The following is a 22,774-nucleotide window of genomic DNA, read 5'->3' on the forward strand; positions in this document are numbered from 1 at the left end:
GCAACTAACAAGCACCTGCTTGTTGCCGATTAAGATTCTCCCTAAACTTTAGTATCCGGAAAAATAAAATACTTCAATGCCAAAAAAGGTATGGGGTATATACCTTATTAACAAGGTAGGATGTGGATTAGGTCTGATATATTTCTTGAATACTTACATTTGGGAAGCGTTTTAATCACCATTTTCCCGTATCTCTTCTTAAAGATTCGATTATCCAGAATAATGACGGCGCCCTGACACTGCATGGATCGGTTGAGTCTTCCGAAACCTTGTTGCAGCTTAACCATCATTTTGGGAAACATGTAATCGAAAAAGCTGCTTCGTTGTGCTTGCTCGATGACTGCCAGCTGTGCCTGGATCAAGGGTTCATTAGGCATAGGAAATGGTAGCTTTGCGATGACTACTGCAGTAAGTGCATCCCCAGGCACATCAACACCAGTCCAAAAGCTTGAACAACCCAAGACGACGGTACTAGGGTTAGTTTTCAGTTCATGGATAATGGATTCCCGATCGCAACCAGGATATTGAACTAACAGGTTTAAATCGTTGTCGGTACAATAAGGTTTTAATTTTTGAGCTGTCTGGTTCATCGTTTCAAAGCTAGTAAACAAAACAAGCATACGGCCACCAGTGTACATCAGAATCTCTTCCAATTTCTCGATGAGATAGCTGTTATAATCCGGACTGTTTGCATCCGGTGCATCGTCTGGACAAATTAGCATTGTTTTGTTTTCGTAATCAAAAGGACTGTCAACGACTATGCTGTCAAAGTCCTTCACCCCAACACGGCCGGCATAAAATGCAAAGGTTTTACCTTGCGCTGTCATGGTAGACATCGTAGCGCTTGCGAGAACCACAGGTACCTTATCAAAAAGCCCTCTGGCTAATACGGCTTTAGGATAGAGCGGCGCAGCGTGTAATATGAGCTGTCCCCTTTTTTCGATGGTTGCCCAATAGGCCCAGGATTTTCGGCCATTCTCATTAATAAAGTCCAGATCGTCATTACACTCAAACATCCGCTCCAAGATGTCGGATACACCTTTTAGCTTGAGTGATTTCACTTTTTCAATGAATGTACCTAGGGCTTCGACGACATTGGAGACTTCTCGCTTCTCATACAACAATTTAAAGGTAATAGGCTTCCCATGCTCATTTTTCATTTCTTTCCGAACTTCGTGATACAAATCATTGAGCTTTGTTATAAATGTTTGACGAATTTCATTTAGTTCGATATGCAGGTCTGTACTGAGCTTGGTCATGGAATACCTATTGTAAAGTGTCTCAAAAAGGTTCTCGAGTTGTTCAACGCTAACAGACCTTTCAAAGACATTGCAGCATACGTCCTCAATTTCATGGGCTTCATCAAAGATTACGGCATCAAGGGTGGTAAGGTACCATTCCCGCCGGTTTTCTTCCGCATCTTCAAATCGTTAAAGAAGTAAGCGAAATTAGTTACAATAACGTGTGACTTTTGCATTTGTCCCTTCAAGACTTCAAGCGAGCATTCACTTGGCCGATTCGTGGACGAGCACCGTGAGGCACTCAGTTGGCGCCAAAGGCTGTCTTCAATATCAAATCCAAGTTCGGATCTTTCGCCTACGCCATCTCGATTCATTCGGGTATAGATTTTTTGGATCAGCTGTGCATCCTGGTCATCACTTAACAATTTTTCCTGCCAGAGCCGTTCTACTTTACTAAAACAAAGGTAGTGGTCCTTCCCTTTCACCAGTTGGTACCTCAAATCTAAATTTTCTCGAGAAAGAATATTAGCAACCCGCGGCAATTCAACATTTATGATTTGGGTCATAAGGGGAATGGTGTGGGTACACACCACAACAGTTTTGTGGTTCTGAGCGGCCCAACGCGCTGCAGGTGTTAAGTATCCTAAAGACTTTCCTGTGCCGGTCCCAGCTTCACAGAGTAGGTGTTTTTCCTTCTCCAGGGCATGGCCCACTTTCGTCGAAATCATAATCTGCGGTGCCCGGGGGGTGTAGCCATTGATCATGCTTGCTAGGTGTCCCCCATGTCCGAAGGCCCGTTGAATAAAATCGTCCATTGTACACCACCATCTTATATACTAATATAATATAATACTAGTATATAACTATTAAAAAAAAAGAGAAAAGTGCTTTTCTAGCCTTCACTCTTTTTCGTTCTGCCCTTATTCAGGACGATGTGTTTGTTGTTGTTCATATTCTTGTAGGGTTTTGTTGTCCACTCTTCGTTTTAAGTGGTCAGGAAGATCATTAAAACAATACGTCATTTTACCTCGGTTAAGATTGGGTACCTTTCCAAGGAAATCCCAATCCAAACTAGACAATGGTCGTTTACAAATGAGACACTGATGAACCGTCTGTTCTTGTGATTGAACTGGTACACCGGCAATTGGAGCACCTTGCACTAACAAATGTTGAAGTGCAGGATTAGCCGCCCAATCTTTCGTCTTGTACGGCGCCAGGTCAATCCAGCCGACCTGGTATTTATCTAAAGCTTCGACAAAAGCGCTGTTCACTGCTGAATCAATGGCGATCTTTAGCCGATTCGGTTGTTCGCTAGGCTCTCCCTGGATGATAGATAAACCATATCCATCTCGGAAATGTGGACCAATTTGGATTCTTACAATCGCTTTAACATACTTGTAAGGAATGTTTATATCCAGGTCTTTGATTTCTAAGTCCCACTGGCTCCCGGTTGCAGATTCCACACGATCCGTATAAACCTGATTTGGGATATAAGGACGATGGTTGTCATCCCTGAATTGAACTGTACCAGAGGGGAACTGGCGTTTAAGTGCGGAGATCATTTCGCTGTACTCCATCGACAAAGCGGCCTCCTACTCGAATTTTTTCAATGTTGCTTCAAATATTTTATATACCCGAAGAGCAAGGTCAACACGCTCAGGAAGTTCTCGCTGAAGCTGCTGAAAGTATTCTAGCCCCGATGGGGTGATTTCATAAAAGCGGTGAAAACGGTTGTCACTTTCCCACTCACTGGATAGGTGCCCCTTCTCAGCTAACGTTTTCAGCCGTTGAGCTAGGTAGGAATCGTTAACACCCACCCCGCGTAACGTTGTCGTGATCACTTGATCTAGCTGTTTACCAAAGCGCCGTCCGGTTTGGAGCTCTGCGAGAACGATAAAATCAATCACTTGTTGGACTTTTACAACATGGCCAAGTGTTGATTGTTTCTCGATTTTAGAACCCGCATCACTCATATGGTCAGTCCTCCTGGTCTAAAGTCATTTATTTGTTGAATATGAGATTCATAAAACGATCAGACATTTTAGCAACTTTTGATTCTGAAATATGGCTGTTGAAATCTATTAATACTTGGATGAATTCATCACTGTCTCTCGCTACCCAACCAGCGTATTGATGAATTGTAATGTGCCACAGCTTGGAGTGGGGGATGGTAAGGGCAGTCTTTCTAACGTTGGTGACATACAGTAAGCCGGCAAGATTCATGACAGCAAAAAGTCCCAAAAAACCTATCAACCCAAAATGAAAGAGATAGTAGTTTAAAGCTACGGTTATGGCTGTTGCAACCAGAACCGTAAATAATGCAGCACGGCTTATAAAAGTGTCGCCAAACTTGATGAGCTTTTCTGTTTTTGCGAGCTGCTCCAAGCCGTATTGAGAAAACAATACTAGGTTTTTAAATTCAATCTGATTCTGCTCAGTCATTCCAGACATATATTCATCCACTTCTGCTTTTCTAGGACTACGCTTTAAAAACTCTAAGTATGTAATGTGCTTGAGGGACATAAACACCAACCTTTCCAATAGTCTCTCTTTATTATATCACAATCACACGTGAAGACAACTTACGTGTTAACACGTTAACACTCACTGTTATCCCACCATGCCCCTCTCTTCTCTTATCTACTTCCCCCCTTTTCTACCCTTCAACGTTCACTCTATCTAGAAACGAACCTAGTATATTCATATTGCAAAGTTACTTTATACGTTTTTATTGATTGGCAGCCTTCGTACTCAGCATCTAAATAAATATTAAGAAACTACCTACGGATCAAGAAACTAAACTCGATTGAATGAGAGAGAGACCGACAAGCAAACCCCGTATCAAAAGAGAAAAAACAGATCTAAACCCGAAAACAATGAAAGCGTTATCAAGGTGAGATTAGTTTGTGGATGGCTCAATGTCTTCCTCTACTGGACTGAATACTTGCTTGGTTGCAGATTACATGGATGTAGCAAGATTCGGATCCGAACGATCTGAACTGATGGAGAATATACGATAAGATGAAGAGGTGCTGATGGTAAGTGCGTCGAAAGAAACAAGACTATTAAGATATATGCGTGAAAACACGTAAGATTATTCCACGTAAATTAGTTGTTCTGATGCCTTCGGCTAACACTTTCCCTTGTTATGACCGATAACTTGATAAGGGGGGATAGTATGCCAATGGATCGATACATAAGGCAAGTCAAAAAACCAGGAAGTTTCATGTCCAATAATATACCGAGTGTTTCCGTTAAAGACTTAAAGTTAAAGCGTGAATTGCATGAAATCATTAAACGTAATTCTAGAAGAAGCAAACTAATGAATACTCGCTCTATTGTCTACGAATGGATTGCCATTATTTCACTTTTTATTTTAACTATATTTGTCCCTGCACATACCATTTATATTGGACTCTACAACACTGATCCCCTTGATTATTATGGCATTGCATTTGCTTTACTCTTTTTAACAGCCTTCTTTTCACTGATTGCTGCTGGTCTTGCATCCAACCGTTATGTGAAAACAAAGTATATTGATCGCGCATTTCTAGTTAATACGTCGTCCATTAATTATAATACTGACATTCTTTTTACTATTCGGTGCGACGCTATTTATAATTACTTACGATCAGAAGGTATTCGAGACAATAACTTAATTGAATCAATAATCAAATATTACACAGAGCAAAGTGATAATCATCGTAAAACAAGATGGCTACCTTTTACAATATTCTCAGCTTTTTTATTTCCTCTATGGAATAACTTTGTAACGAAATTTTGGGACTGGTCAGATATCGGAAATATTGTCGTTCTCTTTCTATTAGTCCTTCTTGTAGCCACAAACGTTTGGATCTTTAGAAGATCTCTAGAAACGCTAGTATTTGCTAAGGCTAACAATTATATTGAGCTAGCCAATATTTTACGAACGATAAAAAGTTACCTATGACAGAAGCCTGCTGGCCAGGCTTCTTATTCAGCATTTTTGCACTACCACTAGAATTACATCCAATCATTATACAGACTAGCTGAAGTCACCACGATTGTGCATCTTGCTCTATGCCGACAGTCACCTTTGATTCGTAATCAGCCATATCATACGTACGTAAAAGTTGCAGGGGAACAGCCCCAATTTGTCGAAATATTCAACTAATCCACTACGAAAGGACTATACCTATGCGTTCAAAATCCCGTTTCATGCGTCCTCTGACTTCTGATGTCCACCTATATACCGCGAAAATGGAACAAACACCTATCGTTATATTTATAGGCCCGGAGCTCGTTGGTAGCGGAGTGATCGAAGATATTACTGAAGCCAGTATTGCTATAAGAGGCGAACATTATTTCCGAGAAGTCTGTATATTTAAATATGCAGTATAAAAGAGTAGTAACTGTGTTGCTCCACTAGCAAGGATCTCCTTAACAGCTATTTCAGAGAAATATCATACGGAGGTGATGAGGGTTAGGTTCTTTCGGGGCTTGCCGCCCGATTCATTCGGCACTGGGTGGAAAAAAAAAGACCCTGAGGATTGCTGCCCTCAGGGTCTCAAACTTATTGAATAACTACATAAAACAAGAATGCTTTTTTGCTATCAGTTGAAGAGAGTAAGTAGTATACGAATGAATCTTTTTTATCTTCCCTCACATAGAATGTCGATTTATACTCTATAAATCGTACTAATGAGGCGAATATGATTTTTGCCGCATTTAAGTTAAAGTCTTTTAGTTTAATCACAATATTATACTGACCATCATCATATTTAACAGAAAAGTCTGCGATATTATCCTGTCTTTCAAAGAAGTCCGTTGTCTCTGACCAAATCCCTATCTCATATTCAGTATTTAGATTCTTTGATAATTCTAATAATACATCCTTATTCATCTTTTCTTATCAACTCCAATTATCATTATTAAGGTTTAGGAATATACACGCCCCCCGAAGCAGGGGAATGGACAGAAATAATTCCTCCACTTTCGTTGGTTACAACCTTATTGCCCCGAGCATCTGTATATTCCCATGTTTTCCGCCCTTGGTCATCAACCTTACTTTTCCTATTCCTTTTATTGTTGTTTATTATGTTGTCAATCGTTTGAGGTGAAAACCCTCTCTCATTTGCACGTTCTGCACCATGTTCACTAAATGAATGACCTCCAGGTGTCTTGTCACCTGTTTTAATAATACAATCACCAGTATTCGTATTGTGTACCCAAATTCCTAAATCAGTTACATAATACGTATGGTAGTCAGCAACGGCAAAATTGTAAACTGTAACAGGCTCATCTTTTTTGACAAACTCTACCTTGTCAATCGTTAGATTGCTTCCGTCAGCTTTTTGGAGTTTATTGCCCGCTTGAAGCTCACCAGCAAGTACCCAACCTTTTCCTTCAATATAGAACGGATGATTATTAGTCGTCTCAATGACTTGCTCTCCAACATGCAACTTAATAATATCATCACGTTGGTTGCGGAATAAAGCTGTTACTTCCTTGTAAGCCAACTCTCCATCAGAATTATTCTCATCCTTGGCGAGAACCATATCTCCGACTTGAATGTCTTCAATATTCTTCTCCCCTTCGTCGGTTAATACCTTAGTCCCCGCTGTAAAACAGTTGCATGCTTTGCTAATGGCCTTGTCTATGAATTTTCCACCTTTGGTAGACAATTTTGCTGTAGTTTTTCCTGCAGGATTCAGTTCCATGACCAAATACCCTGCTTGAATAAATTGTTCCATTGACCAAGGGTTTTCCATAGACACCCGGTAATACTCATTTAATGCGCTGACAGTTCCCATCGTCCAAAAATCAATCGCTCCGGACCAACTGGAATGTGCCCCCTTCAATGCATTCCATTCTTTTTGCCAGAAACCGAAATCTTCGCCTCCACTTCCTCCTGAACCCCACTCTTCTCTATGCCCGCTTGGGTCTACATAGATTAGCGGATTATTACTCACATACGTATACAAATTCAAACTTAGCGGATTTGTCAGTTCACCTCCGTACGAATCCTCACTTAGAAATCATCCAATACTCGGATCGTACCAACGGGCTCTTAGGTACTGGAGTCCTGTTACTTCATCCCAATATTCACCGGCATATCGTAAGGAATTCTGTACGGTCTCCTTTGTCGTTTCTGGATTGCCCCAAATATCATAAGTGTATTGGTTCAATATGTTCCCGGATGCATCTCTAATCTCCGTTACATCCCCGTGGCCGTTGGTTACATAGTACTGAAGCTGGTTCTCTCCGACTATCTGTCGGGCGGTCAGCTTCCCGGCCGCATCATATACATAACCTACCGTGGTCTGCACCGCTCCAGAACTGCCTACCGAAGCTTCTGCTATCAATATTCCATGGTCATCATAGTAGTAACGGGTTGTTTGCCCTCCCTCACTTCGCTCCGTCAACAGACCGTCTCCGTTATAACGGTAGCTCACCGTCTGATCGTTTACCGTGGCACCTGTCAGCTGGTTGCGGGCATCGTAGGAATAAGACATAGCGGCTGGCGGGCTCCACTCCTTACTGCTCTCCAGACTGCTGCGATTATCCCGGGCATCGTAAGCATACGTTTCAGCATACTTGCTAGATGTTTTTATTCGATTCAGCTTATCATAAGTAAATTGAGAGGCAATCCCTTGATCAGTCTTTCTTGTAATATTCCGGTTGTTATCATAGGCGTAGGTATAGCTTGGACCATTCTTTTCTTTAAACGCATGGCCAAGCCCCTTCAGGTTCAAACCCTCGTAGGTGTAGGTTTCCTTCCACCCGGAGCCAGCACCTTTTTCTGCCAAACTGTTGTTACCACGATACGTATAGGAAAAGCTACCGAGGACCGTTCCGCTGCCGTTCGTCAAACTCAGGGATTCCGGAAGTGCCGACGCCCCCTTGTACGACATGCTCAGGTTGAGCTTATAACTACCTTGCTGGAAGGTCTGACGAGTCCTCATACCTCGGGAATCATACCCCATCGTTAACGTTGCTCCATCTGGATATCTGATGCTCTCCAACTCGCCAACAAGTGTATATCCGTACTGAGTGCTTCCTATGGTATCAGTCATGCTTGTTCTCCGACCCATGGCATCATAAGTGAATGTGATTTTTCCGTCACTGGCACGGTTTTCAAGCAGGAAGTTACGTTTGTTGTATATATAGGTCCGTTCCTGTCCTTTGCGATCCAGTACCTTTGTCACATTATTATTAGCATCGTACGTATATTGTGTGGATTGACCCAAAGGATCGGTCTGTACCAGTAAACGCCCCACCTCATCATATCGCTTTTGGAGAGTTTTCCCGTCTGCATAGGTGACTTTCGTTAAGTCGCCACCGAGACTGTACGTATAACTGGTTTTTTTATTCTCTGCATCTGTCACTGATGTCAATCGGGATAAAGCATCATATCCATTTTTAGTGAGATTGCCGTTCCCGTCAGTAACAGAGATGAGATTCCCTTTAGTATCATAGGAATAGCTAGCTAGAACAACGTTTCCGGCAGCCCGCAATTCTTCCGTTTTGGTCACTTGACCTAAAACATTATAGGTCTCTCGAATGCGATTATTCTCACCATCGGTAATGGTCCGGGTACGAGCCGTATCATCATACGTCATTTGAGTTGTGGAGGTCCCATCATGCTCACGAGTAATTCGATCAAAGGCATCGTATGTATACGATGTAGTTTGTCCTGCGGCATCTGTCTTAGCGACCATCCGGTCGTACTTATCATATGAGTACGCTATGCTACCTCGTTCATTGGTCTCACTAGACAGCCTGCCTAGCGGGTCAAAACGGTATATCGTTTTACTAAGATCCGGCATAGTCACAGTCAAGGTATTATTAGAGTCGTCATAGGAGAGTGTTGTAGTCGTCCCGTCTGGATTCTTCTCTGAGATGACACGCCCAAGTTTGTCATAGATTGTTGTTGTCGTATTTTGATTCCCGTCAGTATAGCTATTCATCTCTCCGGTCGCATTGTACCCCGCTTGTAGGGTAATTGTAGAACTTTTTCCAGAGGCATTAGTTACATCTACCTCTTGCTGGGTAGGCTGCATGGATTTATAAGCAAATTGCTGACGCACCACAGTATCAGCCGTTTCTCCCTTGAGTTGGAAAAAAATCGGATTACCATAACTATCATATTGATAATTAGTTTGAGCCAAAAGATTGCTTTGACTATCCCGCGTCACCGATTGTGTTAACGACCCGGTAACCGAGTTATAAGTAAAGTTTGTTGTTGCAAGTCCGTTATTGCCACCGGTTTCGCTACGCTGGGTAAGTACATTCACAGGAGATAAGTCATACCCGCTGAAGAACTTCATCTCGTAAGTAGACTTCACAGTGCCTCCAAGTGGATCCGTTTGAGAAGTGACATGTCCCCAGTCGTTATACTGGAATGTAGTCACTGCCGCACTAGAAGCACCGGCCGTATCATAGGAGCGTTCTTCAATCCGGGTCGGTACATTTCGGTAGGCTGCTTCATTATACGTATATGCAGTAACTCGTCTCTGATTCCCTTCCAAAGCTCGGGTGCTGATTTGCGTATTGTACACCACGTCTGGCTTGTTATGGGCGATGTATTGCTTCTTAAAACTATATTCGGATCGAGTCAGCCCGTCATCCACCGTAGTAGTAAAGGTATTGTTTTGTCCGTAGACCGCACCAATATCGCCGCTATAAGTTACATTAATTTGGTTTGATACTTCTTGTCCTGCTGTGCTATAGAATACTTTGCGCTGTCCATATCGCGGCTGAGTCTCAGCACCCGTTGGTCCCAGTTTTCGAAGCACAGTTCCACTAAACGTGTATTGTGTCATAGCTTTCGTTGGATGCTCAATGGAAGCCAAAACGAGCCAGTCATTATGCCCCCAATAAACCTGCTGATTTTCTCCTGTGTAATCCTTGAAGTGATCAATTAAATTAAAAGGAAGAGCATTCCAACGAAGATATCCATACTTTGTTGATCTCCCTCCCGCATCGATAACTTCATCAAGGAGGCTTTGGGTACGATTATTGCTCGTGACATTCCTTTTCTTATAGGTAACCACCCGGTCGTTGAAGGAAGCTTTGACTTCATTTGAACTGTAGGAGATGTCCATCATCTGTGCTGGTTGATTAGGCCCAGCTTGAGTTCTCACAAAAGTTAATACATTTCCAAACTCAAACGATGTCGTATAGAAGTATTCTATGCGATTACCAAACTGGTTTTGCGTCAGTAGAATATCTCCATTCTGTGCAAAGTAATGAACGATACCCGTGTTATAGTCTTTAAAAACGTAATGGGCTTTTTCGCCGCCTGCAAAAATTTCAGTATGGAGGAGTCCAAAATCGATATTTTCCCATGGATATCCGGCTAATCCGCTGTATTCAAACTCGGATTGGGCAAAGGTACCCATATCGGGAATGTGGACAAAAGTTCCACCGTTATCATGCTTGACATAGGGAAGATCCCAGATCCAACCTTTTCCTAGAGGGAACTTATACTCCTCTGTTGTAGAGGTTGTCACGTTCTGAAAATCGGGGGAAACACGTGCATAGATCTGATCTTTCCCTAGCGAACTATCATATTTACGTCGCAAAGTGAAATCGAGGCCATTGGCTCCTGGCATTACGAGATCTACTACGCTCATATTTAGTGAGCCATCACTTGTAGATATGCTGTCATTGACAGAACCTACTCCGTAGGGAGCCTGATCAAACTTAATAGATTGACGCTGAAGGGCAATATCATCAAATCCGTTTGCAGCCATCGTTGAGATATCAGAAGATATGTATACCTCATCTGTCACGGATGCTTGATCAGGTAACATACTGTATGTAACATCGGTTACCGAAGGTTCATCGGCCCGACCCAAAGATCCTGGTTCAAGATCAAATGGTTCAGCGATCTCAGCAAATGACGTAGCAGTCAAACTCGGATATTTTTCTTGCATGCTTGACTCGTAGGAACCACCTTGTTCCTGAGCAAGCAATGCTTGATAAATATCATTCAAAGCGTAACCTTTTCCCAGTTCGAAGATGATCCAATCCCGTTCCACCTGGAACCGTTCGGATACGGTTGAAATCGTAATGAGATCATTGGGATCAATAGAAGGATTCAGTGTTACGTCGGTATAAACAGCATCAGTTACAGTGCTGTTTGACATGTTGTTATGAGAAGAAGAAGCATCAGCTCGTTGTACTCCCAGTTCTGGCGGGAGTAACATAGATATTACAAAAGTAACTATCAGAAGGATGGATAAACCTTTTTTCATTTCTTCTATCTCTCCCTAAATAGATTGTTTTTTTAGACTATTGCAGGCAAGTATAATTACAACCCTTACATGTCTGGAGGCTGAGGATTCGTTGATACTTCTGGGATCACGATGTCCTTTAGGTATTCTTTTTGAGTTCCATCATTTCCAATTTGAACAACTTTAATGGTGTATGTCCCAGGAGTGGTTGGAAAATTTGTAAACGTATATTCATAACCTGCATTACTGTTAGAATAGGCAGGATATGCTTTTAGAATATCATCACGCTGCTTACCATACGTGGCGTCCCCCATAGGAATTCTTCCTAAATAAATCTGGATTGATTTCACACCACTTTTGTCTAGTGCCCATCCCTTGATACTCACTTTTCCTGATGATATATATGTTACAGATTCAAGTTTCCCAATCGCCTGAGGCATGTTTTGGGTAATTCGTAACAGATTACCGTTCTTATCATATTCATAGTTATATTTGATTCCTTCAGATGTCGTAGCAGATGTCATCCGATTGTTGGCATCATACACATATGTCATTTTTCCTGCTGCCTGTACAGATGAAGCGAGGCATAGTACGCCTAAACCCAACACGCAAGACCCTACCCAATATTTCCATTTTCTTTTTTTACTGTTTTGCAAAAGTGCTTCCTCCTCTTAATGACAGAATGATTGGATAAATATCATTATAGAAGACAATATTTGTAATTTGCTATCATAATTTGTCGTCAGAAATAAAAAAATACCTTACAAGAAAAGGTCAGAAATTATGAAGACTTTTATCTTTATTTGAGTAAGTAAAAGCCCTTTCCTACTTAAAAATCAAGTATAGAAAGAGCTTTGATAATGATACATATTAAATGGATTTTTATGAACAGTATTGAAAATCTACGCTTGAAGATCTCTTCCGCTTAGCCCAACCGTTTCCCAGGAATTAGTCACATAGTACTGCAACGCTTTCCGGAGAATAGTTCCTGGCTGTGACTTAAGTGTTAGCGCTTATCAATTTCTACTATAAGTAAGGTCGGCAATTTCTCGGATGCATTGCATTAAATATGGACTGAGTAAGAAAAAACCTTGAGAATGATGCTCTCAAGGTTTTAATATAGTAATTATATGTGTGTATAATCGAAATGGAGACTCAATAGGCTAACTGTGTTATTCGTTATGGGTAACCAGTTATTTTGAAACATCTTTCTGATAATCATTACCTTCCCCATTGAGCCATTTGTTCTTATAGTACTTATTAGGATTTATTCGGAGTTTATTAAGATAATTTGCTATACTCCCCTTATTAATAGACCTGTATGAATTTATATCCGTAGTTCCATCATCTTGCCACTCGCAATATGGACAAATATCATAACCTGTTCCTGCAGTCTTATCATAAAGTTCTGTTAGGGTTTTTAAACCACAACAAGGGCATGGAAACAATTCTTCTACTTCACCAATAACTTCAACTTCATATCCTGTAATAGCATAAACAATTTCTGATAAATATCCATTACTCACTCCTTGGAGATCCACCTCACTTAGTTCCATATTAATGTTTGAAGAACCTTCTTCAAAATATTTGGGCAAATCTATCTCTTTTTCAACAAGATCACGTACTGAGCTTATTAATTCAAAACACTTTTCTCTCGATATATTTCTCATTCAATTAATCCCATCCCTCTTAGTAATAAGATTACAGCATCATCAGGACGGCTATCCCATAACGGAGGATATTAGGCACGGTTACTATTGTCTTTTCCGGATTTCTCAAAATATCATACGTGTACTCATTCAAGATTTTTCCGGATGTATCCTGGATCTCGGTGATATCTCCATGACCATTAGTCACATAGTACTGCAACTCCCGCACTTGGCCCTCGACACGAAAGAAAAAACTTTAGGGACATTGCCTCAAGGTTTAAACGTAGGAACATTATACATGTTCATCATAAGAAATAGACTCAAATAATTCGCCGAATACAGGTATTAGTTTGGTTGTGTACCAATTTATATCAGTTACTTTATTATAACTTTCTACATCAAGAACTTTTCGATTGACATCAGGACTCATAAGTATAGTATTGTTTTCTTTAATTAAAAAAGTACCTCCTATATTAGTATCCTTCCAAGTTATCGCCACTCCAATTAATTCACTTTGACTATCCTTTATAGCTAAAATCTTTAGTAACTCCTCTACAGGAATATCTTTGTGCTGCCAGTCAAAGTCATCCTCGTCCCCAATTGGCAGATAACTTACTTTTCCGATCGTTATACGACCAACCGAATTCTTCTAATTTTTGAAGAATAGTCAGTCTTGAAAGTGGCTTTGATAAACTTATCTCAATTGATGATGAAACAGACATGTACAGTCCTCCTATCTTTAATCTAAGAATTTCTTAAAACCAATTCCTTTCTTTGTTAGCCAATCCTTTATTGCTTGAGGAATCCGTGAATTTGAATATAAAAAATATGTGGCATCATTTTGTTTTGCAATTTCAAGTCTAGCACCCATATCTGATTTAAATTTCCCGACTCCACCATCAAAAACTCGCCCACCTTTTGAGAAGCTTCCTTTCCCACCTAACTGATTAGTTAGGTAATCCTCAAAATCTTTCCCAATTAGATCTTTTGCACTAGAAGCCTTGTCAGTCCCATTGGTAGATTGGCCATTACTGGATGAAGATGGCTTGCTGCTTGTTCTTCCGCTTGAGCTTCCTTTCGACCACCACCCATATTTCCGCCAGAACCACTTCTCTCTGCACTAGCACTTCCGCTGCCTTGTACTAACCCTTCCATTGTATTTTTAGTCGGCCGTTTGGATTCACCTGTGAAGTCTACGTATTTAAGCGGATTATTCTCTACATACATGTACAGGTTCAGACTTAGCGGATTCGTATAATCGGTGATAAACCGGCCTACACTCAGGTAATATCATCGAGAGCCAGTAAATACTGGAGTCTTGTTGCTCTTAAGTAAAACGACACACGTTTACAAATTAGAGAACAAATTAATTAGCCACTAAAAAATCACCCTAAAGTCGGAAACTTTAGGGCATTCTATTGCTATTTATTCAAATAATATTTATTTAAATCATGATGTAATTCACTGATTAACCTATCTTCGCCTAACGAAACAGGATATACATCACCGTCCTCAAACAAGTTCTTTTTTGCTTCATCATAATTATTTGCAAATTCGATGACATATGAATTGAGACCTTTAATGAAACTTATTTTGTAATAACTACCATTATAGTGTAGCATTGAGATGCCATTTACAGTGACTCTTTCAAAATTCAACTCGTGAATTAAGGAATCAATTTTTTTTTGTAATTCCATACTAATCACCCTGACTTATTTAATTAAATTCCCTTGCATATCATATCGATTTGTACCTGTGGTGCCAGAAGATATTTTGTAATATGGAACATTACCATGGTGCCTACTTCCAGGATGGTATTGCAGTATCCTGTCACCACCCCAATTCACTTTAAATCCTCCGCCATTTTCAAAAGTAACTCCTTTTTGGGAACCGCTGCTTAGTGGTTCTGGTTTAAAGCCATTTTCTTTTAGATACTTATGAAGCTCATCCGGTTTAACCCCTTTTAATTTACCTGGGTCTGTCAGAATATCATCTAAATTCTTAATGTTTTTTAAAGAGCTACCTGTCCCTTTACTCGTCTGACCATTATTAGAAGTGGAAGGTTTGCTGCTTGTTGATCCTCTTCCACTTGAGCTTCCTCCTCGGCCACCACCACCCATGTTTCTGCTTGAGGAGCCTCTCCCTGCACTAGCACTTCCGCTACCGTGTCCTAACCCTTCCATGCTATTTTTTGCTGGCCTTTTGGATTCACCTGTAAAGTCTACATATTTAAGCGGATTGTTCTCCACATACGTGTACAGATTTAGACTCAGCGGATTCGTATAATCTCCCTCAAACGTATCTTCGCTGATAAACCGTCCTACACTTGGATCATACCAGCGAGCACGTAAATACTGAAGACCTGTTTCGCTATCCCAATATTCTCCGGCATAGCGTAGTACGTTTGATACCTCCTCTTCTTCAATCAGTGTGTTCCCCCACACATCGTATGCATACCGGTTAAGCCTGTCACCCGATGCATTTCTAAGCTCTGTGATATCTCCATGCCCATTTTTCCAATAGGTTTGCAGTCCAGACTCACCTGGAACATGACGAGCTTGAATTTCTCCGTTAGCATCGTATACGTAACCTGCTGTGATCGTGACCGCTCCGTCTGTTCCAATTACCCCTTCTGCTACAAGCAACATTCGATCATCATAATAGTATCTGGTTTTAGAACCGTTAGTACCTGTTCGCTCTACCAACAACCCATCGCCGTTATAACGATAGCGGACTTCTCCGGTTTCCGTATTTACAGAAGTCAAACGATTTTTTTGGTCAAAGTTATAATCAACTAGACGTGGATCAAATGGACGGTCACTTGCCATTTCCTTTCGATTCCCGCGTACATCATAGCTGTAACTTTCTGTATACAAACTCGATGACTTTAATCGGTCCAGTTCATCATAGGTAAACGTAGAAGTATCTCCATTATCTGTTTTAGAGAGTATACTTCTATTGTTGTCATAACTATATGCATAATTACCAAACGGTGTCCCGTTTTGACTTTGGCTAAGACCTGTCAAATTCAAACCAGTATATACATAAGATTGTTCCAACCCGTCATTCGTTTTGATTTGAGTTAGACTTTGATTACTTCGGTAAGAGTACGTATAAGCACCCAGAACTGTATCTCCACTATCCTTTACATTTAAACCAGATACAAGTGGTAAAGGAGTTAGGTAGTTTTGCTCTACTTTTAATTGGTAATTGCGTAAAGTAAACTCTTGTTGCGTCCGGAGGCCTCTTTCTTCATAAGAAAAAGCAAGTGTAGCACCATCTGGATACGTAATTTGAGAGAGATCACCACTGGAATCGTAAGAGTAACTCGTTGTACCTGTCGTATCAGTCATCAAAATTCGTCTTCCAGCAGTGTCATAATCGTAGTTTACAGTCTCATCTGGGCTTGACTGACTCGTCATGAATCCACGACTATTATACGTGTTTGTCTGCTCATGCCCCATTCGATCGATATGACTTATCAACTGATCTGCCCCGTCATAACGAAAGACTTCATATTGACCTAGCGGATCAGTTTGTTTGAGCAATCGACCAATCTCGTCATACTCGTATACCATTTCTTGACCATCTGCATAACGCTTTTTAGTCAGATTCCCCTGTAGGTCATACGTATATTTTGTCATTTGCCCCAAAGGATCGGTGACCGTCTCCAAACGACTCAAAGCGTCGTAAGTGTACTTAGTGGATTGATTGTTAGCATCTGTAAGAGAAGTTACATTGCCAGCATAATCATAGGACGTTTTGTTAATCACCACATTTCCTGCTGGACGAACTTCTTCTTTTGTAGTAATTCTGTCCAAAGAATCGTAGCTTTCTCTGATTACTATCCCTGCTCCATCCGTAATACTCTTTATCCGATTTACATCATCATACTCGTATCTATTTGCACCAATTCCAAATATCTCCATAGAGATCCGGCTCCATGGGTCATACTGATAGGAAAGGCTTCCTCCGTTATAGTCCAGCTTTCTCATTAATCTACCGTATGAGTCGTAACGGTATGTGGTGGAACCACGGTCATATCTTTCTGAATTTAAGTCTCCAAGTGGGGTATAAAGCAGACTTCTTGTTATACCTGTCGGATCAGTGATGGTCACGGAATTCAATTCGTCATTATATGTCACTGACATTCGGGAAGCGTCTGGGTATACTTCAGCAGTTATACGTCCTAGTGCGTCGTAGTTGTAAGAGGTCACATTTCCGTTACCATCCGTAAATGATTGCTGTAAACCATTAAGAGGATCGTAAGCTGCCTGGACATGTCTTGTCTGCACTTCTCCAGTTGAATGAGTTGTATGAACTGATTGACCCGTCAAAAAGAACCCTTTGGACGCCTGATCAAAAGTCTGCTCAACTACTGTGTCCTTCCCACTACCTTTAAGGGTGACTTTCTTTACATTTCCATTCGCATCATATTCGTAAGTGGTTTGTTCAAGAAGGGTACCAGCTTTGTTTTTGGATGAGGCTGTTAACAAATATCCTTTCTTAACATCATACGTATAGGTTGTTATTAAACTCTCAGTTGAACTAATAGGTACAACAACTTGAGTTGGGGCAATCCGGTTATTACTTGATACGACATCATTGGTAATCATTGTAGTTGCACCAGTAGCATCGGTTATGGAAGAAACTAAGCCGAATGAATCCAACGTCTGTTTTTTCTGACTTCTAATCAGTAAACCAGACTCCCCAAAACTATATTCATCTATGGTAGTTGGTTCAGGTATTCGTTTAGATTCATCATACGTATACGTACTTACCTTCTCCGCAACGGAACCCTCTATCGGTTTCAACGTTTTCTTTTGCAAATAGAAGGTGTCAGGCGTGTTATCTCCCCAGTACTTACGCTTAAATGTGTATTTACTTTCGAAAGGACCTTCCGTTGTATAGGTGGAGAATGTTACATCTTGACCGTGAGCATTTTTATCGAAGTAGGTGGTCTCTACAAAGGATGTTGTTTTTCTAGTCTCCGTAGCTGAAGAGGAACTGTAAGAATTGTTAATCGCGGAGTAAGTTACCGCTGTCTCAACAGCATATTCCCCCGTATGAATGGAATACATGCCTGTGCTATATTGTGTGATCGCTTTATTTGGATGTTCAATAGCAGAAAGGAAAACCCAGTCTTGCCATCCCCAGTACAACAGGCGCATGGTACCTGTAAAGTCTTTGTAGGACTCAAAAAGATTAAATGGAAGCTGACTGTACTGGGTGTATGTATACTTTGTAGATCGACCAAGGGGATCTATAACTTCGCTTAATACGTCCCTTTTAACCGAATTCGTAGTATAAGGTAATTGTGTCTTTTTGTAAGTAACTGCCCGGTTTCCTACCGATGCCCGAATCGTTTTTGTGTTTTCCTGATATTCAAGTGTAAGATAATTTCGATTTTTATCATCAGCAGATACGGTCATCACGGTTTGAAGTACTGGCCAAGCGTATCGTCCCATATAACTGTAAGTTAATACAATACGATTACCTGAAGCATCTCGGATCTCAACAAGGTTACCCATTCCATCGAAGTATTGACGGGTATCCTCCTGAAAATTCTCAAGGACGTATCGTATATCTGAGTTTCCTCCTACAGGAGGGGAAGTCTCTGCAAATACAATATAGGGATAGGGCATCCCTTCAAGGCCACTCCCAGAATGTTCCGAACGCATAAATGAGCCCATACCAGCGATATGAAGTCTATTTTCATTTGTGCTGTAATAAGAGATATCCCAGGACCAACCTTTTCCGAGCTGAAAACGTTCATCATCTATAGAAATACGAGTGTGATTACCGTACAAACCCCCTTCGCCCTCAGCAAAATAAATATCATCTTTCCCAGCTGCACTGTTGTACACTCGCGTAAGTGCAAAGTCCATTCCATTTGGTCCAGGGAGAACCAAGTCAGTTACTCGGATGTTAAGTGATGAATCCGTCATGGAGATGCCACCAGTTGCATCACCTATACTATATGGAGCCTGATCGTATTTAAGTTTAGCCCGTTGGATGGCAATTTTATCATACGCTCCAGATTGAGTTGCCATGATTGAAGAAGAAGCAGTGGACTGTTGTCGAAAGTCTTCCTTCTCTTCTGCTGTTAATTGATTCTCCAACTGTGCAAGTTCTTCCTGATGGATTTCGTATGCGGTGATTTCTCTATTTGGATACTTATTTTTTAGATACTCCTCGTAATCACCACCAGATTGCTGTACATTCAACCCTTGATAAATGTCACTGAGATCGTACCCTTTACTCATTTCCGATACTATCCAATCACTTTCTACTCCAAATAGCTCAGCAACCGAACTAATTGAGATAAGATCTTCCAAAGGTATTGAGGACTCTGTGAAATCATCTTCTGTTAGATTGACATCCTGTGCAGCGGTTACTCTAGAACTTCCAAATGGTACTTCATACGCTGCAAGTAAAGAGAATAACATGGTTAGTACGAGTATCGCACTGATAACTTTTCTTACGGATAAATTCTTTTTCATATACTTCTCCTTTTTTTAGTAACGGATGATTGGTTTTTAACATCAGTGTTACGTTGCTATACATGCATCAGTTAGATTACTGTTAAACATGTTGTTACGAGAAGAAGTTGCAACATGTCGTGCTCCAATTTATGGAGATGGTAACGTAAGATATTACAAAAGTGGTGTACATTTATTACCCTTACATATCTGGAGGCGGAGGATTCGTTGATACTTCTGGGATCTCGATGTCCTCTAGGTATTCCTTTTGAGTTCCATCATTTCCGATTTGAACAACTTTAATGGTGTATGTCCCAGGTGTGGTTGGAAAATTTGTGAATATATATTCATAACCTGCATTACCATTAGAGTAGGCAGGATATGCTTTAAGAATATCATCACGCTGCTTACCATACGTGGCGTCCCCCATAGGAATTCTTCCTAAATAAATCTGGATTGATTTCACACCACTTTTGTCTAGCGCCCATCCCTTGATACTCACTTTTCCTGATGAAATATATGTTACAGATTCAAGTTTCCCAATCGCCGGAGGCATGCTCTTAGTAATTCGTAACAGATTACCGTTGTTATCATACTCATAGTTATATATGACTCCCTCAGATGTCGTAGCAGATGTCATCCGATTATTAGCATCATATACATATGTCATTTTCCCTGCCGCCTGTACAGATGAAGCCAGGCACAGTACCCCTAAACTCAACACGCATGACCCAGTCCAATATTTCCAATTTCTTTTTCTTTTGTTTTGCAAAAGTTCTTCCTCCTCTTAACGACAGAATGATTGGATAAATACCATTATAGAAAACAATATTTGTAGTTTACTATCAGAATTTGTCGTTACAAATAAAAAAATCATATTATATTTTATGAGTATTGATCACAAAAGAAGCGCCTCTGAAATAATTTATCAGAGACGCTTTTTTAAGGTTTACTTGTATTGCACTTTTTCTTTCTTTTTCTTTCTTTTTCTTCTTACTGCTCCATCCGCGCTAATATTACAGGAAATGGACTATATTTATCGAAGTTCTTATATAACTTATAACGAAAGGAGTGTATCTATGCGTTCAAAATCCCGATTCATGCGTTCTTTGACTTCCGACATTCAACTTTATACTGCACTTATTGACCGGACTCCCATTGTTGTTTTTATCGGCACGGAGCTCATTGGTAGTGGAGTGATCGAAGATATCACAGAGGTTAGTGTTGCTGTGAAAGGCGAACGCTATATGCGTGAGATCTGTACGTTTAAATATGCTGGATGAGATATTTTGTTAATTGATTCCTATATTAAGGAGTACTGAAATGGTTGCTTCGAAGAAACTTGTGTCTGGATGCACTGCAGATTAAATGTGGACAACAAGTAGACTTCTTCATGGATCAAAATAATCAATAAAGAAGTACTTATTTGACGCACTTAATCGCGCTACAAATACCTTTGCTTTACATCAATAAACAAGAGGTTAGCTACATTCATTAGCTTCAACTGGAGGAAAAACTATGTTAAGATTTGACACCTCACTGACCGAAGAAAGCTTCAAGAGAGTGGTTACACATTTAAAAAAACACCAGATTATTTTTTTCTTTGCTTACACTAGTGGTGATAGTATTGATAACGAAAAAATAGATTTGGAAAATATAATTGAATCTATCTCTTCTCTAATAAGCGAAGATTTGTTAGTCACAAACGAATTCGTAATAGGGGTTGAATTTGAACCTGGGGATGAGTTCGAATTATTCTCAAATGATTACAAATTGTTTTCTTTAGAGAAACTTGATGAAGTCTTTCAATATGTCGTACAAGGTAAGATACATAACAATAAACTGTTTGTTTCTCCTAATTTAATTCTTGTACATGTTGATTACCAAAAACCTAGATTTGAAGAGTTGGGCACTGCGGAGTACACTATCGAACAAATGTGGAAAAACAAAAATGTATACATCACTTTAGAACAGGGTATTTCAGTTTTTGGTATGAAGTTGATTATGGATAGAATGTATGATAAATATACTCCCCCTATTTTGGCTGAGGACTTGTTCATAAGAATCTATTCGGAAGATTCAATAGACCTATCAGATGCAGAAGAATTAATCCAAGCTTATATTTTCGAATGTGGAACTACTTTAAATCTTAATTTAACCCCTTCACCCCGACCGACTTCGTATGATTTCTTCCATATTGATGTAGAAGAAAGCAATCAAGAAAATAATAACTTAAGGCTCAGATCACTTATTCAGGGAAAGGGAATATCTGAAGTTTTAGAAATTTACAACTCAGGAAACGACATTCACAATTCTGAATTTTTGATACTCACGTACACAAAAGTTATTGAATATGTTTCTCAAACAGTACTAAGAAAAGAGATGCTTGATTCAATAACAAAAAAGCTGTATAGTCCTAGAGCTCTAAATCCCGATTCTTCATTTATTTTAGAACTGGAAAAACTGTACGATGAACATAGAAACCATTCAAAGGATCATCAAGCAATTAAGCTAACTGTTCAAACTTGTTGTGACATATCAGATATTGAATTAATTGCGCCTAGATATCTAAAAAAGCTAAGCCTTGAAACTCTAGCAAGTGCGATATCCGATACAAGAAATATGATAGCCCACGCTAAAACTAATTACAGATATAAGGGGCACGAATGTCCAATTGATGATATGGAGCAATTTGCGCAATGTTTAAAAGTTGTTGCAAATCAAACCATTCGCTGGTTTGCACGACAACACGAAGATGGCAGGATCGTGTAGAGTTATACAATGAGAAAGTTAAGCAGCAATATAAATTTCCATGGCTTTACTTATATATAGTAGAATTAGTTCCCTTCATTACTATCACTTCTATGCAGGGTACAGGGTACAGGGTAGGAGTTACTTACATTCTTTACCCTGTATAGACTTAATCCTCTTGCGTACATCTTTTGATGAATAGTGTATACGTGTAATGGGTATCATTACAGAATATTCATTTTTCTCGCTTGAACTACAAGTAACTTTTCTACTCTCCCCTTAATCAATTTTGGCAACGCCATCACTTTCAGTACATTTGCTATTCTTTGTAGATCAAAAAACCTTGAGAATGATGCTCTCAAGGTTTTACTTTATGGTCCATGAATTTTTGTGGTTAATTTAAGCGATCCTGTCATTAACAATTATCAAAT

Annotated in this window: 20 protein-coding genes; 3 read left to right on the forward strand and 17 right to left on the reverse strand. The window is 40.1% G+C overall.

The window, feature by feature from the left end; translation table 11 throughout:
* Positions 1 to 107: 107 nt before the first annotated feature.
* The 5 genes from QP794_RS23785 to QP794_RS23805 form a co-directional block, all read right to left on the reverse strand.
* Positions 108 to 1,259 carry an ATP-dependent DNA helicase gene (locus QP794_RS23785; RefSeq protein ID WP_285079213.1) on the reverse strand — a complete coding sequence of 384 codons (1,152 nt, stop codon included), beginning with the start codon at positions 1,257 to 1,259 and terminating at the stop codon, positions 108 to 110.
* 110 nt (positions 1,260 to 1,369) lie between these two features.
* Entirely contained in the window at positions 1,370 to 2,056 is a 687-nt protein-coding gene (locus QP794_RS23790; protein WP_285079214.1) for a DEAD/DEAH box helicase, read from the reverse strand.
* A gap of 105 nt (positions 2,057 to 2,161) precedes the next feature.
* Positions 2,162 to 2,818, reverse strand: a complete 657-nt coding sequence (locus QP794_RS23795; protein WP_285079215.1) for a hypothetical protein — start codon at positions 2,816 to 2,818, stop codon at positions 2,162 to 2,164.
* Positions 2,819 to 2,833: 15 nt separating this feature from the next.
* Positions 2,834 to 3,214: a PadR family transcriptional regulator gene (locus QP794_RS23800; RefSeq protein ID WP_285079216.1), complete on the reverse strand. Its 381-nt coding sequence runs from the start codon at positions 3,212 to 3,214 to the stop codon at positions 2,834 to 2,836.
* A gap of 28 nt (positions 3,215 to 3,242) precedes the next feature.
* A complete protein-coding gene (locus QP794_RS23805; protein ID WP_285079217.1) occupies positions 3,243 to 3,782 on the reverse strand; it encodes a BTB/POZ domain-containing protein in 540 nt (179 codons plus the stop codon).
* Between the two features lie 637 nt (positions 3,783 to 4,419).
* Between QP794_RS23805 and QP794_RS23810 the strand changes: the two genes are divergently transcribed.
* Entirely contained in the window at positions 4,420 to 5,190 is a 771-nt protein-coding gene (locus tag QP794_RS23810) for a hypothetical protein (RefSeq protein WP_285079218.1), read from the forward strand.
* A gap of 603 nt (positions 5,191 to 5,793) precedes the next feature.
* Here QP794_RS23810 and QP794_RS23815 read toward each other — a convergent pair.
* The 12 genes from QP794_RS23815 to QP794_RS23870 all read right to left on the reverse strand — a co-directional run bounded on the left by QP794_RS23815 (position 5,794) and on the right by QP794_RS23870 (position 20,364).
* Positions 5,794 to 6,123 (reverse strand): hypothetical protein, encoded by a 330-nt coding sequence (locus tag QP794_RS23815; RefSeq protein ID WP_285079219.1) that lies wholly within the window; start codon positions 6,121 to 6,123, stop codon positions 5,794 to 5,796.
* Positions 6,124 to 6,151: 28 nt separating this feature from the next.
* Positions 6,152 to 7,210, reverse strand: coding sequence for a polymorphic toxin-type HINT domain-containing protein (locus QP794_RS23820; protein ID WP_285079220.1), 1,059 nt, complete (start codon positions 7,208 to 7,210; stop codon positions 6,152 to 6,154).
* 48 nt (positions 7,211 to 7,258) lie between these two features.
* The gene (locus QP794_RS23825; protein ID WP_285079221.1) at positions 7,259 to 11,374 is read right to left on the reverse strand and encodes an RHS repeat-associated core domain-containing protein; all 4,116 of its coding nucleotides are present in this window, start codon (positions 11,372 to 11,374) and stop codon (positions 7,259 to 7,261) included.
* 173 nt (positions 11,375 to 11,547) lie between these two features.
* A complete protein-coding gene (locus QP794_RS23830; RefSeq protein ID WP_285079222.1) occupies positions 11,548 to 12,117 on the reverse strand; it encodes an Ig-like domain-containing protein in 570 nt (189 codons plus the stop codon).
* Between the two features lie 537 nt (positions 12,118 to 12,654).
* Complete coding sequence (locus QP794_RS23835; RefSeq protein ID WP_285079223.1) at positions 12,655 to 13,131, reverse strand: CPCC family cysteine-rich protein; 477 nt, start codon at positions 13,129 to 13,131, stop codon at positions 12,655 to 12,657.
* Between the two features lie 31 nt (positions 13,132 to 13,162).
* Positions 13,163 to 13,318, reverse strand: coding sequence for a hypothetical protein (locus tag QP794_RS23840; protein WP_285079224.1), 156 nt, complete (start codon positions 13,316 to 13,318; stop codon positions 13,163 to 13,165).
* Between the two features lie 84 nt (positions 13,319 to 13,402).
* Entirely contained in the window at positions 13,403 to 13,609 is a 207-nt protein-coding gene (locus QP794_RS23845) for a hypothetical protein (RefSeq protein WP_285079225.1), read from the reverse strand.
* A 240-nt stretch (positions 13,610 to 13,849) separates the two neighbouring features.
* Positions 13,850 to 13,981: a hypothetical protein gene (locus tag QP794_RS23850; protein ID WP_285079226.1), complete on the reverse strand. Its 132-nt coding sequence runs from the start codon at positions 13,979 to 13,981 to the stop codon at positions 13,850 to 13,852.
* Positions 13,982 to 14,088: 107 nt separating this feature from the next.
* Positions 14,089 to 14,265, reverse strand: coding sequence for a hypothetical protein (locus QP794_RS23855; RefSeq protein ID WP_285079227.1), 177 nt, complete (start codon positions 14,263 to 14,265; stop codon positions 14,089 to 14,091).
* A gap of 266 nt (positions 14,266 to 14,531) precedes the next feature.
* On the reverse strand, positions 14,532 to 14,807 hold the full coding sequence (locus QP794_RS23860) for a hypothetical protein (protein WP_285079228.1): 276 nt from the start codon (positions 14,805 to 14,807) through the stop codon (positions 14,532 to 14,534).
* 15 nt (positions 14,808 to 14,822) lie between these two features.
* On the reverse strand, positions 14,823 to 19,613 hold the full coding sequence (locus QP794_RS23865; protein ID WP_285079229.1) for an RHS repeat domain-containing protein: 4,791 nt from the start codon (positions 19,611 to 19,613) through the stop codon (positions 14,823 to 14,825).
* Positions 19,614 to 19,794: 181 nt separating this feature from the next.
* The gene (locus tag QP794_RS23870) at positions 19,795 to 20,364 is read right to left on the reverse strand and encodes an Ig-like domain-containing protein (RefSeq protein WP_285079230.1); all 570 of its coding nucleotides are present in this window, start codon (positions 20,362 to 20,364) and stop codon (positions 19,795 to 19,797) included.
* Positions 20,365 to 20,671: 307 nt separating this feature from the next.
* Between QP794_RS23870 and QP794_RS23875 the strand changes: the two genes are divergently transcribed.
* Together QP794_RS23875 and QP794_RS23880 are read left to right on the forward strand one after the other, a co-directional pair.
* Complete coding sequence (locus tag QP794_RS23875; RefSeq protein WP_285079231.1) at positions 20,672 to 20,875, forward strand: hypothetical protein; 204 nt, start codon at positions 20,672 to 20,674, stop codon at positions 20,873 to 20,875.
* Positions 20,876 to 21,110: 235 nt separating this feature from the next.
* Positions 21,111 to 22,364, forward strand: a complete 1,254-nt coding sequence (locus QP794_RS23880) for a hypothetical protein (RefSeq protein ID WP_285079232.1) — start codon at positions 21,111 to 21,113, stop codon at positions 22,362 to 22,364.
* Positions 22,365 to 22,774 lie beyond the last annotated feature (410 nt).

The organism is Paenibacillus sp. UMB7766-LJ446, from assembly GCF_030226665.1.
GTDB lineage: Bacteria > Bacillota > Bacilli > Paenibacillales > Paenibacillaceae > Paenibacillus > Paenibacillus vandeheii.